The sequence below is a fragment of the Nonomuraea sp. NPDC049269 genome (assembly GCF_043197155.1).
In the GTDB taxonomy this organism is placed as follows: Bacteria; Actinomycetota; Actinomycetes; order Streptosporangiales; family Streptosporangiaceae; genus Nonomuraea.
This window is the reverse complement of the sequence record NZ_JBICSO010000009.1, coordinates 133,538-150,071: the sequence shown is the minus strand read 5'-3', so window position 1 is coordinate 150,071 and position 16,534 is coordinate 133,538. Positions and strand designations below refer to the sequence as shown.

The following is a 16,534-nucleotide window of genomic DNA, read 5'->3' as shown; positions in this document are numbered from 1 at the left end:
GTGCCTGATACTCATGGCCGGTCGACACCCCCGCTCTTATCGCCGGACCAGACCGGTGAGATCCGCAGATACATCAAAAGCGCGTCCGGGCTGTTCAAGCCACTGGTCAGACGAAAGCGAACGGAATCGGACGGCCTGAGGGGGCCGGATCATCGCGTTTCAATGCGTTTGATCGGCCTCGGCGCGATTAGCGAGAATGAAGGCCATGGGTGAGGGTGACGAGGGTGGCGCGCGGATGCTGAGCAGCCATGGTGCCCTGCTGTCGCCGTCCGGCAATGGGGGCGAGGTGTGCCCTTACCAAGGTCTGGTGCCGTTCGAGAGCGAGAAGACCGAGTTCTTCTTCGGACGTGCGCGGGCGACCCGCAGCCTTCTTGACCGCCTGGGACCGCGCCTGGACGAGCACGGGTCCATCCTGCTGATCTCGGGTGCCTCGGGCGTGGGCAAGTCGTCGCTGTTACGGGCGGGGCTGATGCCCGCGCTGGCGAAGGGGATGTTGCCGGTCGCCGGATCGCGGCGTTGGCCGCGGCTGCTCGTCACGCCGACCTCAAGGCCGTTGCAGGCACTGGCCGAAGGGTGGGCGGAGGTGTTCGGCGGGCGTGTCGAGACGGTGTACGAGCACCTGCGGGACGATCCGCGGTGGACGCTGTCGGGGGCTCTCCCACCGGACGGCCGTCTCCTCCTGGTGGTCGATCAGTTCGAGGAACTGTTCGTCCTGGTGACCGACGAGCAGGAGCGCCAGGCGTTCGTACGGGTCCTGGACGCCCTGGCCGAAGGCCCGCGGGGCGCCGGAGTGATCATCGGGGTGCGCGCGGACTACTGGGACCGCTGCGCGGCCTACCCGCAGTTCGCCGAGGCCATCCAGGACGGTCAGGTCATCGTCGAGCCGATGGCGGAGTCGGATCTGCGGCTGGCCATCACCGGCCCCGCGGCCGCGGTGGACCTGGAGATCGAGCCCGGCCTGGTGGAGACCATCCTGGGGGAGTTACGCGCCGGCCAGGACGACGGCGACAGCTACGAGGCCGGAGCCCTGCCCCTGCTCTCGCAGGCGCTGCGCAACACCTGGGGGAGACGGGAGAAGGGCCGGCTGACCGTCCGGGGTTATGAGGAGTCCGGCCGGGTCCGCGACTCCGTGCGGCGTACAGCCGACGAGGTCCTGGAGCGACTGCCGGCCGAGGACCGCAAGGCCGCGCTCCGGATCTTCCGGCGCATGACCTTGATCACCGCGGGCGGGCGGGTGGCGCGGCGCAGGGCGACGCTGACCGAGATCCACGCCGCCGCGTCGGCGGACTCGGCGGAGCGGCGAGAGCGGGCGGAGGCGCTGCTGTCCGCGTTCGCCGACCAGCGCCTGCTCACCCTGTACGAGGACACCGTCGAGATCGCCCATGACGCGCTCCTGATCGCCTGGCCGACGCTCCGCCAATGGCTCGAACCCGACTTCACCGCACAAGCGGTGTACGACCAGCTCATCGACGACGCCGCCCAGTGGGCCGAGCACCACTGCGATCCCGCCTTCCTCTACCGGGGCGCCCGGCTGCTGGCGGTCCAGGACACCCGGCCCCGCTGGGACCGCGACCCCGACAGCTTCCCGCCGCCCGGCCCTACCGTGGAGCGCTTCATCACGGCATCGACGGGGGCGGCCCGGCGGGCCGGCCGCCGCCGACGCCTCGTCATGGCCGGCCTCGCGGCGCTGTCGGTGCTCGCCCTCATCGCGGCCGGCGCCGCCGTCAACGCGGCGAACGACGCCGTTCGGCAACGCACAACGGCGGTCTCGCGCCGGGTGGCGGCGGCGAGCGAGGTCACCGGTGACACCACCCTGGCCTCGATGCTGGCCATGGCGGCCTGGCGGATCGCGCACACCGACGAAGCCCGCAACCGCGTTCTGGTCGCGGCGACCCGCACCGGCCGGGGAACCCTCACCGGGCACACGAGAGGTGTCATGGCACTGGAATTCAGCCCCGACGGTTCGATCATCGCGACCGGAAGCGACGACGGCACCGCGCGGCTCTGGGACACGGCGACGCGGCGGCAGCTCGGCGCCCCGATCACCCGTCCGAAATACGAATGCTCAGACGTCGAGCTGGCCTTCAGCCCCGATGGCCGGACACTGGCCACGGCATGTCTCAGCACCATCCGGTTCTACGACGTGGCCACCCATCACGAGCTGGGCGCCCCGCTGAAGCACGAGGAGGTCGTGTCGGCGATCGCGTACAACCCGGACGGGAAGACCTTCGTGACCGGTGACTTCAGAGGCGTCGTCCGGCAGTGGGACGTGGCCACGCACCGTCCGCACGGGACTCCCATGGGCCGCCCCGACAACGGGCCGCAACTCTCCAGCATCATCCAAGAGGTGGCCTTCAGCCGGGACGGAAAGACCCTGGCCACCGCGGGCAACGTGACCGCACGGCTCTGGGACACCGCCACATCCCGCCAGATCGGCACCCCGTTCGCCCGGCACGCCAAAGGTGTGACCGGTGTCGCCATCAGCCCGGACGGTGCCACCCTCGCGACCGTGGGCTACGACAGAACCGCCCGGCTGTGGAACATAGCCACGCGAAAGCAGACGGGTGTGCTCAAGGAACGCTCTGCCCTTTTCAATGCGATCGCCTTCAGCCCGGACGGCACTCGGCTCGCCACCGCGGGATCCGGCGGTCGAACCGTCCTGTGGGACACGGCCAGCCGGCAACAGCTGGTCGCGCTCGCCGACAATCTCAGCGGTGTCGCGCGCGTGGCGTTCAGCCCGGACGGGAAGCTGCTCGCCGCGGCCAGCGACGACGGCGTGGTACGGCTGGCCGACCCGCAGGTCCACCTGCAGATCGGCACCCCGATGCCAGCACAGGGCGCCGTCGCGCTGAGCCCTGACGGACGGACCTTGGCCGCCGGTGCGGGGAGCGACGACAAGGACCCCGCGATCCAGCTGTGGGACGTGGCCACCCAGCGTCCCATCGGCCCCCCGCTGCGTCCCAAGGGCGCTCGCCGTTCCGTGGCCACGATCGGATTCACCCCCGACGGGCGGACGCTCCTGACGTCCCACTCAGACGGCCTGCGGCTCTGGGACCTCGCGAGCCGCCGCGAGCTCGTCCATGACGGAACGCTCACGGGCGTGACCAAGCTCAGCCCCGACGGCAGATTCGTCGCCGTACAGCAGGACAAGGCCATCGCGTTCTGGGACGTCGCGCGCCGCCGGGAGAGCGGGCCGCGCATTCGCGTCACCGACCACACCGACCTGCTCACGGCGATGGCGATCAGCCCCGACGGCGCGACCCTGGCGAGCACGGGCTACGACAACCGGGTGCGGCTCTTCGACGTGGCCACCCGCCGCCAGCTCCCGGGCCCGGCGGCAGCGGCCGACGGCGGATTCATCAACGACCTGGCCTTCAGCCCCGACGGCCGGCGGCTGGCCTTCACAGCCGGCGACTACTCCGTCCGGCTGTGGGACGTCGCGCGCCGCCGTCAGATCGGCATCGGCCTGATCGTCGAGGACGGCCCGGTCAACGCGCTCGAGTTCAGCCCGGACAGCCAGATCCTCGCCACCGGCGCCACCGGCGGCGATGTACAGCTCTGGGACCTGCGGACTTATCGACCGCTTGGTTCCCTGATGGTGGGCCACACCCGCGGCGTGACCGCGCTCGCCTACGGCCGGGACGGGAAGGCGGTCGCCACGGTGGCCAACGACGGGACCGCGCGGCTGTGGAACGTCGCCACACCCGCCAATCTGGAGGCCGCGGCCTGCGCCAACGCGGGCCGCTCCCTCACTCGCGACGAATGGGAGAACTACGTGCCGGAGGAGGACTACCAGCAGACGTGTCCGTGACCCTGGACCCCACCACGGAGGCAGCGAGCATGTTCCTGCGAGGTTTCCGGCGACGGACGGGCAAGCCCGTCCCGGAACTGGCCGCGTTGTTCCGCTCGATCGTCGCGGACGGCCGGCAGATCCACCCGATGGCGTCGGATTTCCTGGAACACTTCATGGACGGCGTCGGTGCCTCCAGGACGATGTCACTGCGCTGGCTCCGCTCGTTCAAAGTGATCAAGAAAGCCGAGCGCAAGAACCAGCGCCGTTTCGAACGGCAGCTCACGCGAGAGGCGGGGCTGCTGCGGGACGGCGACTCCACCTGGTTACACGATTACTGGGACGCGCGGGTCAACGCGTTCATCGGCACGGAGCTCTTCTACGTCAGCAGGATGAGCCTGCTGCGCTCGCAGGGCTCGTTCGTCCTGACCCGGACCGGACCGGAGGTGCGGGCGTCCGGTACGGTGCGCCATCACTGGTTCGATCCCTATGACTGGGACCGTGGCCGATGGGTCTACATTCCCCGGCACGGGTTCGTGCCCATCGCGGTCGGCCGGGAGCTGGTGGAGTCCGATGAGGCGCGCAATTTCCTGATGGAATCACGTCATGTCCAGACACTGGTAGGCACGTGCAGGGATGGCCGGTGGCCCCGGCACGGGAGGGCGGTGTTCGAGTGGTCGCTGGTGAGGACGACGCGCTGATGACCGCGGATCACCCCCGTCCACCCGATCCCACCGAGGCCGGCAGCGCCGCGGACTTCGTCCGGTCGCTGGTCCGGCTCAAACAGTGGGCTGGCGAGCCATCCTTGAGCAGGCTGCGGTCTCTCGGCGGCCAGACGGTGACCTCGGATGGCGTCACGATCGACGCGTTGCCCAAAAGCACGACCTCGCAGGTGCTACGGCAGACCGACAGGCTGCCGCGGTGGGATTTCGTGCAGGCCTTCGTCACCGCCTGCCTGCGTTACCGCGACTATCCGAGCGAGCTCATCCCCGCTGAGCTCGAACGCTGGCGGGTGGCCAGGGCCGCCTTGACCGAGCCGGTCGCTCATGCGGAGACCCCGGCGGAGACGGTCGCGGAGGGTGACACGGCGGGGATCGAGGCGGCTCCCGCCGACCGGGACCATGCCGTCGAACTCCTGGCGCGGCGTGTGGCCCGGGAGGAGGACCGGGCACGTAAAGGGCTGCTCGGCGGCTACAGCATCGCGCCGGTCTCGTTCGCCCCGTACGCGGACCCGATCGGCCACGCCGACGCCGCCGGAGAGGTGAAGGACGACCTGCACTCGATCGGGACGTTCTTCAGCGGGCTGCACCCGCAGCGCCTGCTGGTCGTGGGCGAGTCGGGAGCGGGCAAGACGGTGCTCGCCATCGAACTGGTTCTGCAACTGCTGGAGCCCCTCCTGACCACCGGCGGACGAGCCGGTCACCGGCAGCTGGTGCCGGTACGCCTGAACGCCGCACGATGGACCTTGGGCAGCCCGTTCGAACCCTGGCTGGCCGAACAGCTGGTGCGGGACTTCGGACTCGCGGCCAAGGACGCGGAGCGGCTGGTGCGGGACCGCCAGGTGCTGCCGGTGCTGGACGGGCTGGACGAACTGGACCCCGAGCCGTCAACGGGGCCGCCCCGCCGGGCGATCGGCCTGCTGGCCGCGCTCAACCGGTACAGCGACCTTTCCGGACGGCGACCGGGGGCGGTCGTCGTGACCTGCCGCGCTGACCGCTACACCGAGCTGTCCGAAGCCCGCGCCGGACTCGACAACGCCACCCGGATCCATCTGCGTGACCTGACCATCGAACAGATCAACGCGTACCTGCGCACCCGCTGGCCGGACGGCCATCCCTGCGACACGTACCGCGACGGCATCCACGCGGCACTGTCCGGACCATCGGGGACGGCCATCCGCACCGCCCTGGCCACGCCGTGGCGGCTGTTGCTGACCGTGACCGCCGTGGAGTCCGGCGCCGATCCGGCCGAGCTGCTCCGCGCCGGCCCGGACCCCGACCCGCGGGTGGCGGCGGCGCGGATCGCCCGGAGGCTGCTCGACGCGTACGTCCCGGCGGCGACCGGCCTGACCCCACGCACCGCCCACGGCACCCCGTACCGTCCCGAACAGGTGCGGTCCTGGCTGGAGAACCTGGCCTCGCACCTGCGGTGGCAGGCCGCCTACACCGCCGGGACGGATCGGCCGCCGCCAGGTCTGACGCCGATCGACATCGTCCCGCACCTGCTGTGGCCGATCGGTGGCCGGCGGCGGGTCCGGGCGTTGCACTGTCTGTTCTGCGTGATCTTCGCCGTCATCGCCATGCTGGCGTTCTGGGCGGGGTCGGGGGCCGAGCGCCCGGGTGACCCGCGCGACTGGCTCGACGCGGGGGAGGGGCTCACCTTGGCGCTCATGGCGGGCTGGGTGGGCATCGCCACCGGCCTGTCGCTGTCGCCGTGGCCGGCCGCCGCCGGTGGGCGGGCCAACGTTCCGCACCGGCGGCGCATGATCGGCGGTCTGCTCGGCGCTCTGGTGGGCAGCCCGGTCGGCGTGCTCTGCGGCCTGGCCGGGTACGTGCTGACCGGCGGCAAGGTCTTCGACCCCGGTTTCGCCGTCGCCGCGGGAGCGGCTGGGGGCGGGGTGTTCGGGGCGGTCCTCGGATTGACCGCCGCCGCACGGCGGGGAGCCGAGCGCATGTCCATATCCGAGGCGGTCCGCGCCGAGCCGGTCATCCTGCTGGGCTTCGGACTGTGCGGCGCCCTCACCGGACTGCCGCCGCTGCGCCTGGCCGACGCCGGCCCGCTCCCCCTGGCCGCGGAGATCATGGGGGCCTTCGCCTCGGCCTTCGCGCTCGGGGTAATCTTCAAGATCGCCACGGGTGGCTGGAGCAAGGACGCGGAGCTGGCCCACCCGCGAGAGGCCCTGCGCCGCAACCCGATGATCGGAGTGGCCTTCGGCCTCACCGGCGGTGTCGCCGCCTTCCTCGTGTTCGTTATGAACCGGGGAGTCGTCGAGTCGCTGGCGTGCGCGCTCATCGGCGGTGTGACCTTCGGCCTCGCCTTCGGCGCGATCGCCTGGTCCCGCACCATGATCGGCCTGATCGTCTCGGCCGCTCGTGGTGTGCTTCCGCTGCGGCTGTGGACCTTTCTCGACTGGGCCTGCGAGGCACGGTTGCTACGCGTCAGCGGCGCCACCTACCAGTTCCGGCACCGCGAACTCCAGGACTTCCTGACCCCGCAGGAGGACGACTGAGCTCTCAGCGCAGGTAAGAGGCGCCGTTGAGGTCGAGCACCGTGCCGCTGACGAACTCCGCCTCGGCCGAGGCGAGATAGCGCACCGCCGCCGCCACCTCCTCCGGCTGGGCGATCCGGCCGAACGGGCTCTGCGCCTCGACTCCGGGCCGGTTCTCCTCGGTCAGGAGGGTGGCCGCCATGTCCGTCTCGACGAACCCCGGCGCCACCGAGGAGACCGCGATGCGATGCGGGGCGAGCGCGATGGCCAGCGACTGGCCCATCGCGGTCAGGCCGGCCTTGGCGGCGGCGTATCCCGGCGCCTGCGGCTCACCCCGGTAGGCGCCGCGGGAGGCGACGTTGACGATGCGGCCGCCACGGCCACGCTCCACCATGTGCCGGGCCACGCACCAGGAGACGTTCGCGGCGCCGATCAGGTCCACCTCGACGGTCTCGCGCCAGATCCGCTGCCAGTCCGCGTAGTCCACGGTCAGCGGGTCGTGGAAGAGGTAGACGGCGGCGTTGTTCACGAGCACGTCGATGCCGTCGAGGGCGTCGATCGCCGCCGAGACGAACGCGGCGACGGCGTCCGGATCCGCTATGTCGCCCTGGACGACGGTGTGGCCGTCGCCGTCGAGCGCCGCTCTGGTCTTCTCCGCCTCGTCGGGGGAGTTGCGGTGGTGGACCGCGACCCGGTCGCCTCCGGCGGCGAAGATCTTGGCGACCTCGCGGCCGATTCCGCGCGACGATCCGGTCACGAGTACGCCTCGGCTGTTCACGCTTGACCTCTTTCACCCAATGCTGCTGTCTACCATGCAGATTAGGGGGGCATACGTCGCGCTCCTTCGCGGGGGTCCCGAAGATCGGCACAACGCCCCCGCTTCCTCGGAGGCGTTGTGCCGTAGAAGGCCGAGGGTCAGCAGGAGGCGAGCATGCTGCTCAGCGCCGTCTTTTCCGCGCTGTCGAGGCTCAGGCTGTAGTACCACTTGACCTGGATCCAGGATCGGGCGTAGCGGCAGCGCTCGGCGGTGCGTGGCGGCTGCCATTCGGCCGGGTCCTGGTCGCTCTTGGACTGGTTGACGTTGTCCGTCACGGCCCACAGCTCGGGGCCGCCCAGGTCGTTGGCGTACGTCTGGCGCTGCGCGGTCGTCCACGCCCATGCACCCGAGGCCCACGCTTCGGCCAGGGGGACCATGTGGTCGATGTCCACGTCGGAGGCGGCGGTCCAGGTCGCGCCGTCGTAGGGGCTGTACCAGCTGCCGGAGACGGCCGCGCAGGCGGAGTTGGTCACCACGTTGGTGCCGTCGCGCTTGAGGACCTCTTCGCGGGTGTTGCAGGTCCCGCTCTGGGTGATCCAGTGCGGGAACAGGTCGCGATCGTAGGTGCTGCTGTGGGATTCGGCGGCCACGGTCAGGGCCTCGAGCCGGGAGGCCGCAGTTGCGGCGGACGGGATGTTCGGCGGGATCGCCGCAGCCGGTTGAGTGGTGATGGATAGGGTCAGAACGGTCGCGCAGGTGATGCTGAAGGCAGCCGATAACGCACGCTTGAGGTGCATGGGGGGTGGCCCTTCTGCCGCCGTCCTCGGACGGGAGCAACTGCCTCGTCGGGGGCGAGGAGGGCGGGCACCTTGACGGTGACAGCGTCCGGTTGGTCCATAAATGGCCAGGTTTGCCGAGCGGCAAAGCGGGCGTTGGTCTATTCCTGACACTGGTCGTCATGGCGCCGCCGCCGGGCCGGTCAACGTTGGAGTACCGTTAACCGGCCTGTCGCTGGTGGCGGGGCGAGCTACCTGGAGCTGAACCGTTCCGACCGCGCTGCCGCGGCGGCCATGTTGACCGGGATCCGTCCGAAGATCAGCCCGTGGAACGGCGAGATCGCCCACCAGTACAGGTGGCCGAGCAGCCCGCGCGGATGGAAGATCGCCCGCTGCGTGTAGAACGTGCGGCCCTGCGCCACGCTGACACCCAGCTCCAGCCAGGCGAGGCCGGGCAGCCGCATCTCGGCGCGCAGGCGCAGCAGCTGGCCCGGCAGCAGCTCCTCCACCCGCCAGAAGTCGACCGAGTCGCCCACGCGCAGCCGGTCGGGGTCGCGTCGGCCGCGCCGCAGCCCCACGCCGCCGACGAGCCGGTCGAGCAGGCCGCGCAGGCGCCACGCGACAGGCAGGGAGTACCAGCCGTTCTCGCCGCCGATGGCCTCGATGACCCGCCACAGGGCCTCGGGACTCGCGTCCACCGGGGTGCCGCGGCGGTCGATGTAAAGGCTGCCACCGGCCCAGCCAGGGTCCGTCGGCAGCGGATCGCTGGGCGCGCCCGGGGTGGACGCCGAGGACCAGCGGGTGGCGACGTCGGCCTCCTTGATCTTCATGAGGGCCAGGGAGACGGCCTGGCGGAACCCGATCAGCCCCTCCTCCGGATCGGGTACGTAACGGGCGATGTCGTGCTCGTGGCAGATGGCCGCGTTCCGCACGGACTCGACCAGCGGACGCGCGATGCCCGCGGGCACCGGGGTGACCAGGCCGACCCAGAGGCTGGACAGCTTGGGGGTGAGCACCGGCACGGGGATGATCACTCGCGGAGGCAGGCTGGCCACGGACGCGTAGCCGTGCATCATGTCGGCATAGGTCAGCACGTCGGGGCCGCCGATGTCGAAGCCCCTGTTCACGCTGCAGGGGACGGCCGCCCACGCCACGAGATAGCGCAGCACGTCGTGTACGGCGATGGGCTGCGTGGAGCTGCGTACCCAGCGTGGGGTCGTCATGACCGGCAGCCGTTCGGTGAGATGGCGCAGCATCTCGAACGACGCGGAACCGGAACCGATGATCACTGCGGCGCGCAGCACCACCGCCGGTACGCCCGCCCGCAGGAAGATCTCGCCCACCTCGGCGCGCGAGCGCATGTGCGGGGAGAGCTTCTGGCCGGCGGTGAGATCGTCAGTGAGGTCGGAGGTGGGTCCGGCGGTGGGTCCGGCGGTGGGGTTGCCGGTGAGCCCGCCGAGGTAGACGATCCGCCGCACGCCCGCCCGCTCGGCCGCCGCCGCGAACGTGCGCGCGGCCAGACGATCCCGGTCGGCGAATCGGCCGGCGGTGCCCATGGCGTGGATCAGGTAGTAGGCGACCTCGACCCCTCGCAGAGCCTGGAACGTTCGCTCGGGATCGGTGGCATCCGCTTCGACGACCTCGCTCCGCCCGACCCAGGGCAGGTCGCGCAGCCTCGCCGCCGAGCGCACCATGCACCGGACGTCGTGACCGGCGGCCAGCAACTCGGGGACCAGCCGTCCCCCGATGTAACCGGTCGCCCCCGTGACCAGGCAGTGCGCCATCGACGCTCCCTCGCCGTCCGCAGCCCTCTGACCTGCTCCGTTCCCTGTCACTCCGTCCTCATGCCTTGAGGGCGGAGAGCGGCAGGGTGTCCATGGCTTGCGTCGGACTTCCGGTTTCTGCCTGAAAGTTTTCGCTGAAGTATTGCAAGCGTCCGAAACACGGATGTAACGTCACGCGGCAACAGGCCAAACCTCCTCATCCCCCCAGGAGTTCGACCATGGCCCACCTCGACCGACGCCGATTCCTCCAGCTCAGTGCCCTGGCCGCCGGTGGGGCCGCGATGTCCGCCTGCGGTGGTGGCGGCGCCGCCCCGGCGGCCGCTCCGGCGGGTCCGACCGGCACGGCCGCCAAGGGCAACGTCACCGTCTGGAGCTGGCAGGGCCCGGCCGCGATGATGAAAGAGCTCGTGCCCGGTTTCCAGAAGCAGTTCCCCGGCATCAAGGTCGATGTCCAGGACATCGGCAATCCGGCCATCTGGGACAAGATCACCGCCGGGATGGCCGCGGGCGGTCAGGGGCTCGGCGACGTCCTGCACATCGGCGTCGACTACCTGCCCGCCTACATCGAGAAGTTCCCCGGCGGCCTGGCCGACCTCGTGCCGCTCGGCGCCGACCGGCACAAGACGGAGTTCGCCCAGGGGATGTGGGAGACCGTCAGCCGCGACGGCAAGGTCTACGCGCTGCCGTGGGAGGCCAACTCGGCCGGTTTCTACTACCGGGCCGACCTGTTCGAGAAGGCCGGGATCGACGCGGAGGCCCTGAAGACCTGGGACGAGGTCATCGAGGCCGGGGTCGAGCTCAAGAAGAAAACCGGCGTCCAACTGCTCGGCATCGACAAGCCCGCCTCCCAGGCCGACTCCGCCAACTTCTTCCAGATGCTGCTCCAGCTCCAGGACACCTTCTACTTCGACATGCAGGGCAACGTCACGCTCGACTCGCCGCAGGCGGTCACCGCGATGACGATCATCAAGCGGCTCAACGACGCCGGCCTGCTCGCCGACATGTCGGGCGGCTGGAACACGATGATCAGCCAGCTCAAGAGCGGCAAGGTCGCGGTCCAGTCCATGCCCACCTGGTTCGGCGGTGTCGTCGAGGAGAGCGTGCCCGACCAGAAGGGCAAGTGGAAGGTCCGCCTCCCACCCGCCGTCACGGCGGGCGGCAAGGTGTCGGCGACGGTCAACTCCACGCACCTGGCCGTGGCGGGCACCAGCAAGGTCAGGGAGGCCGCGTACGCGTTCGCCGAGTTCGTGCTCACCCGGCCGGAGAGCCAGGTCGCGATCTATCGCGGGAAAGGCATCGCGCCCGCCCTCATGTCGGCGTACGACGACCCGATCTTCCACGAGACGTCCGCGTTCTTCAGCGGCCAGAAGAAGGGCGAGGTCTTCCTCGACGCGCTCAAGCGGCCCTCCTACGTGACCAACTACTCCGCCGACTACCCCCGCGCGCTCAAGGCCGTCACGGACGCCCAGACCAAGGTGCTGCTCAAGGGCGCCGACCCGGCCACCGTGCTCAAGGAGGCCGCCGACCTGATCGCCCAGCAGACCGGGCGCAAGGTGCTGCGGTGACCGCCGTCACCGAGCGGGTGGCCACTGTTCCGCCGGGCCGTCGCGTGCCCGTCCGTGGGTGGCAGGGGAGGAGGCTCGCGCCGTACCTGTTCGTGCTGCCCGCGCTGGCCCTGTTCGCCGCGTTCAAGCTGTACCCGATCGTGTGGTCGTTCTGGCTGAGCCTGTTCAGGACGGACGGCGCGCTGCAGACCTTCGCGGGAGCGGGGAACTACGAGCGGCTGGTCGCCGACCCGCTGTTCTGGACCGCGCTGCGCAACACCGCGGTCATCCTGCTCGTCCAGGTGCCGATCATGCTGGCGCTGGCGATCGGGCTGGCGGTGGCGCTCAACTCGCGGCTGCTGAGGTTCCGAGGGTTCATCAGGCTCGGGTTCTTCATGCCGATGGTCACCGGTCTGGTGGCGTACGGGCTGCTCTTCGCGGTGCTGCTGAACCCGCAGTTCGGCCTGGTCAACTGGGCGCTCGGACTGGTCGGCGTCGCTCCGATCCCGTGGCTGACCGACACGCTGTGGGCCCGCATCGCCATCGGCCTCGCGCTGACCTGGCACTACACGGGCTACAACGCGGTGATCTACCTGTCCAGGCTGCAGTCGCTGCCGCAGGACCACTACGACGCGGCCGCCGTGGACGGAGCCGGCGCCTGGCACCAGTTCCGGCACGTCACGCTGCCGGGACTGCGCCCGGTCATCCTGCTCACGCTCATCCTGTCCACGATCGGCACCCTCCAGCTCTTCGACGAGCCGTACGTCATGACCAACGGCGGCCCCGTCAACAGCACGCTGACCGTGGGGCTGTACCTGTACAACAACGGCTTCAAGTACTTCGACTTCGGCTACGCCTCGGCCATCGCCTACGCGCTCGCCGTGATCATCGGGCTGCTCGGCATGGCGCAGTTCCGCTTCCTGGGAGACCGGTCGTGACCCGCCGGCTGATGCTCACGTCGTCGCTGCTGATCACGGTCACCGTGGTCCTGGCACCGTTCTACTGGCTGGTCGTCGCCAGTACGCACAGCACCGCCGAGGTGTTCGGCAACCCGCCGCCGCTGCTGCCCGGCGGGCACGTGCTGGACAACCTGGCCACGCTGGAGTCGACCATCGGCTTCAGCAGGGTCGTGCTCAACTCCACGCTGATCGCCACCGTCTACACCCTGCTCGCGGGGCTGGTGTGCACCATGGCCGGGTACGGCTTCGCGAAATACCGCTTCCGCGGCAGGGAGCTGATGTTCGGGCTGCTCATGCTGGGCCTGGTCATCCCCAGCCAGGTGACGCTGGTGCCGCTGTTCAAGATGATGCTGGCGCTCGACTGGCTCAACACCTACCAGGCGATCATCCTGCCCAACCTGGCCCTGCCGTTCGGGATCTTCCTCATGCGGCAGTCGATGTCGGCGCTGCCCGACGAGCTGCTCTCGGCCGGGCGCGTCGACGGCTGCGGCGAGCTGCGGCTGTTCTGGCGGGTGGTGCTGCCGCCGATGCGGCCCGCGCTCGCGGCGCTCGGCATCTACCTCTTCCTCTACCAGTGGAACGACTTCGTCTGGCCGCTCATCGCGCTGCGCACGCGTGACGCCTACACGATCCCGCTGGCCATCGCGTCCATGCAGGGCGCCAACGAGACCGACTACGGCGCGATCCTCGCGGGCACCGCCGTCGCCGCGATCCCGATGGCGGTCCTGTTCCTGCTGCTGCAACGCCATTTCATCTCCGGACTTCTCGCGGGAGCTGTGAAAGAGTGAGCGTCACGACCGCCGGGCTCGCGCCCGCGCCCACCGAGCCCCTGCTCGACGACGTACGGCTGGCCGTCCTGACGCACACCCCGGGCGCCGTGGTTCGTCACGAGTGGTCGGCCGATGTGCTGGAGATCCACTCCGACGGCGACCTGGAGATCAGGCTGTCGGTCCCGCTCGGCGACGCGGCCGGCTTCTGGCACCCTGACGCCGGGTGGAGCCGCACGATCGTCGCCGACTGGGCGGGGCTCGCGCGGATCTCGCTGGTGAGCGGCGCCGTGGCCGGCTGCCTGTACGACAGCGGCGGCGCGTCCATGCTGACCTTCGCCGCACTGGACCCGGTGCCCGAGACCACCATGCGCTACGGGGTGTCGGAGGAGAACAAGACGTTCGTGGTCCACCTGCGCGTGCCCGCGGGACGCTCGCCGTACCGGATGGCCTTCGCCCGCACCTCGCCGACGGTCGCGACCGCCCTGCGCAAGGTGCGCGGCGCGCTGGGGGCGGGACCGGTCGCGGTGCCGGAGGGGGCGCGGGTGCCGGTCTACTCGACCTGGTACGGCTTCAACCAGGCGGTCGAGGCGTCGGCCGTGGAGGCGGAGGCGCGGCTGGCGGCCGAGCTGGGCTGCGGGACGATCATCCTGGACGACGGGTGGCAGGAGCTGGGCAACCGGCGCGGGTACCACGGCGTGGGTGATTGGCGCCCCGATCCAACGAAATTTCCGGACTTCGCGGGGCATGTGGGCCGGGTCCGTGAGCTGGGGCTGAACTACGTCGCCTGGGTGGCCCCGCTGCTGCTCGGCACGGAGGCCGAGTGCTTCCCCGCGCTCGCCGCGTACGCCCCCGAGACCGGGGGAGTGCCCGGCGCGCACGTGCTCGACCCGCGCATCCCCGAGGTACGCGAGCACGTCGTGCGGACCTGCGTCAGGCTCGTCCGGGAGTACGGGCTGGACGGGCTGAAGATCGACTTCCTGGACACGGCGATGACCTACGCGGGCACACCCTCGCCCGGCGACCTCGCCGACGTGGGCACCGCCATGCGGGCCCTGCTCGCCGAGCTGGTCGCGGAGGTCGAGGCGGTGCGGCCCGGCGCGCTGATCGAGCTCCGCCAGCCGTACGTGGGGCCGGGCATGACGCCGTTCGGCACCATGCTCCGCGCCAACGACTGCCCGGCCGACGCGGTGGCCAACCGGGTGCGGACCATCGACATCGGGCTCCTGGCCGGGGCCGGGGCCGTACACGCGGACATGCTCATGTGGGACCCCGCCGCCCCCGCGCGGGCCGCCGCCCGCCAGCTGATCGGCGCGCTGCACTCCGTGCCGCAGATCTCGGCGCGGCTGGGCGAGCTGAGCGGCGAGCACCGCCGGATGGTGGCGTTCTGGTTGCGGCGCTGGCGGGAGCTGCGGCCGGTGCTGCTGGACGGAGAGGTCGAGCCCGGCCGCCCGGACGAGCTCTACCCGGTCGTGCGCGCCTCGCTCGGCGACCGGTGCGTGATCAGCGTGACCGCCGACCGGGTGGTCACGGTCGATGCCGCCCGGCACGCCAAGATCACCGTGGTCAACGGCACCGCGTCGGATCGGCTCGTGCTGGAGGTCGGCGGCGGGACCTTCGACGTGGCCGCGATCTTCGCCGCGGACGGCTCCAGGGTGGACGACTCCGGCTCTAGGATCGAGCGGTCGGACCGGCGGCTGGGGCCGGGCCTGTGCGTGCTCGACGTCCCGCCCTCGGGACAGGCTGATCTGGAGGTGACGCGGTGAAGATCGGCATCACCGAGGTGGCGGCCATGGCCGAGGTGAGCGAGGCCACCGTCAGCCGGGTCGTCAACCGGCGCGCCGGGGTGTCGGCCAAGACCCGCGAGGCGGTCGAGCGGGCCATGGCCGAGCTGGGCTACGAGCGCTCCACCCGCGGCCAGCTCGTCGCGGTGATCACGCCGGGGCTGTCCAGCCCGTTCTTCACCGACGTGGCCGAGCTCATCGAGGCCGCGCTGGCACCGCACGGGCTCAAGGGAGTGATCTGCCCGGCTATGCCCGGCGGCATCCAGGAGCGCGAGTTCGTCTCCGCGCTGGCCGAGCACGGCGTGGCCGCGGTGGTGTTCCTGTCGGCCAGCAACACGCTCGACGACGCCGATCCCGAGACCTGCGACGTGCTGGCCGCGCGGCGGATCCCGTTCGTCGGGGTCAACGGCGGTTTCGACGGGCACGACATGCCGGTGCTGTCGACCGACGACCAGCTGTCGGCCGAGCTGGCCGTCGACCACCTCTGGTCGCTGGGCCACCGCAGGATCGGGCTGGCCTCGGGCCCCGCCGGCAACCGGCCGGCCGACCGGCGGGTGGCGGGGTTCCGGGCCGCGCTGGAGCGCCGGGGCGTCGAGGACACCGGCTCGCTGGTGGTCAGGCAGCACTACACGATCGAGGGCGGCCAGTCGGCGACGGCCGAGCTGCTCGGGCGGGGCGTGACGGCGGTCGTCGCGGCCAGCGACTTCATGGCGCTCGGGGCGATCAGGGCGGTGCGCAGGGAGGGGCTCCGGGTGCCCGCGGACGTGTCCGTCGTGGGGCACGACGGGTCGATGATCATGGAGTTCGTGGATCCGCCGCTGACCACCGTGCGCCAGCCGATCGACCGGCTGGCCAAGGAGGTGGCGCGGAGCGTCATCGCGCTGGTGGGCAACCGCGAGGTGCCCAAGGGTGAGCTGCTGTTCACCCCGGAGCTGGTGGTCCGGGGGTCCACCGCGCCGCCGCCTCGTTGATCAACTTTGATCACGGCTCGCGTACGCCGCGCATCTGGGAGGCTCGCTTCGAGGGCGGGCGTCCGTGGCTGGAGGTCAACGGCCACCGCGTCCCGGGCCTGCCCAAGGTGATCGACGGAGTCAGGTACACCGTCGCCCTGGTGCCGGTGCCCGGCGGCCACACCGCCACCGTCAAGGTCATGAGCTGACCCGTT

12 protein-coding genes are annotated in these 16,534 nt (G+C 70.8%); 9 read left to right on the top strand and 3 right to left on the bottom strand.

The genetic code is table 11. The features are described from left to right. Positions 1 to 205 precede the first annotated feature (205 nt). The 3 genes from ACGFNP_RS43860 to ACGFNP_RS43850 are packed head-to-tail and all read left to right on the top strand — an operon-like array spanning position 206 to position 7,019. Positions 206 to 3,811: an NACHT and WD repeat domain-containing protein gene (locus ACGFNP_RS43860; RefSeq protein WP_393328882.1), complete on the top strand. Its 3,606-nt coding sequence runs from the start codon at positions 206 to 208 to the stop codon at positions 3,809 to 3,811. Next, positions 3,802 to 4,491 (top strand): hypothetical protein, encoded by a 690-nt coding sequence (locus ACGFNP_RS43855; protein WP_358323657.1) that lies wholly within the window; start codon positions 3,802 to 3,804, stop codon positions 4,489 to 4,491. The genes ACGFNP_RS43860 and ACGFNP_RS43855 overlap by 10 nt, the downstream gene beginning before the upstream one ends. Then, complete coding sequence (locus ACGFNP_RS43850; RefSeq protein ID WP_393328881.1) at positions 4,464 to 7,019, top strand: NACHT domain-containing protein; 2,556 nt, start codon at positions 4,464 to 4,466, stop codon at positions 7,017 to 7,019. The genes ACGFNP_RS43855 and ACGFNP_RS43850 overlap by 28 nt, the downstream gene beginning before the upstream one ends. A gap of 4 nt (positions 7,020 to 7,023) precedes the next feature. Here ACGFNP_RS43850 and ACGFNP_RS43845 read toward each other — a convergent pair whose 3' ends face one another. The 3 genes from ACGFNP_RS43845 to ACGFNP_RS43835 all read right to left on the bottom strand — a co-directional run bounded on the left by ACGFNP_RS43845 (position 7,024) and on the right by ACGFNP_RS43835 (position 10,315). Continuing rightward, positions 7,024 to 7,776, bottom strand: a complete 753-nt coding sequence (locus tag ACGFNP_RS43845; RefSeq protein WP_393328879.1) for an SDR family NAD(P)-dependent oxidoreductase — start codon at positions 7,774 to 7,776, stop codon at positions 7,024 to 7,026. 137 nt (positions 7,777 to 7,913) lie between these two features. Continuing rightward, on the bottom strand, positions 7,914 to 8,552 hold the full coding sequence (locus ACGFNP_RS43840) for an HNH endonuclease family protein (protein WP_393328877.1): 639 nt from the start codon (positions 8,550 to 8,552) through the stop codon (positions 7,914 to 7,916). A 230-nt stretch (positions 8,553 to 8,782) separates the two neighbouring features. Further along, positions 8,783 to 10,315 carry an SDR family oxidoreductase gene (locus ACGFNP_RS43835; RefSeq protein WP_393328875.1) on the bottom strand — a complete coding sequence of 511 codons (1,533 nt, stop codon included), beginning with the start codon at positions 10,313 to 10,315 and terminating at the stop codon, positions 8,783 to 8,785. Positions 10,316 to 10,533: 218 nt separating this feature from the next. Here ACGFNP_RS43835 and ACGFNP_RS43830 point away from each other — a divergent pair, with 218 nt between their 5' ends. From ACGFNP_RS43830 to ACGFNP_RS43805, 6 genes are read left to right on the top strand one after another with little or no spacing between them, the layout of a single operon-like run. Next, positions 10,534 to 11,880, top strand: coding sequence for an ABC transporter substrate-binding protein (locus ACGFNP_RS43830; protein WP_393328873.1), 1,347 nt, complete (start codon positions 10,534 to 10,536; stop codon positions 11,878 to 11,880). Then, a complete protein-coding gene (locus tag ACGFNP_RS43825; protein ID WP_393328871.1) occupies positions 11,877 to 12,797 on the top strand; it encodes a carbohydrate ABC transporter permease in 921 nt (306 codons plus the stop codon). Before ACGFNP_RS43830 ends, ACGFNP_RS43825 begins: the two co-directional genes overlap by 4 nt. Continuing rightward, positions 12,794 to 13,606, top strand: coding sequence for a carbohydrate ABC transporter permease (locus ACGFNP_RS43820; RefSeq protein WP_393328869.1), 813 nt, complete (start codon positions 12,794 to 12,796; stop codon positions 13,604 to 13,606). The genes ACGFNP_RS43825 and ACGFNP_RS43820 overlap by 4 nt, the downstream gene beginning before the upstream one ends. Further along, on the top strand, positions 13,603 to 15,351 hold the full coding sequence (locus tag ACGFNP_RS43815) for a glycoside hydrolase family 36 protein (protein ID WP_393328867.1): 1,749 nt from the start codon (positions 13,603 to 13,605) through the stop codon (positions 15,349 to 15,351). The genes ACGFNP_RS43820 and ACGFNP_RS43815 overlap by 4 nt, the downstream gene beginning before the upstream one ends. Continuing rightward, entirely contained in the window at positions 15,348 to 16,340 is a 993-nt protein-coding gene (locus ACGFNP_RS43810) for a LacI family DNA-binding transcriptional regulator (protein WP_393328865.1), read from the top strand. Before ACGFNP_RS43815 ends, ACGFNP_RS43810 begins: the two co-directional genes overlap by 4 nt. Then, on the top strand, positions 16,337 to 16,528 hold the full coding sequence (locus ACGFNP_RS43805; RefSeq protein ID WP_393328863.1) for a hypothetical protein: 192 nt from the start codon (positions 16,337 to 16,339) through the stop codon (positions 16,526 to 16,528). The genes ACGFNP_RS43810 and ACGFNP_RS43805 overlap by 4 nt, the downstream gene beginning before the upstream one ends. The last annotated feature ends 6 nt before the right edge of the window (positions 16,529 to 16,534 follow it).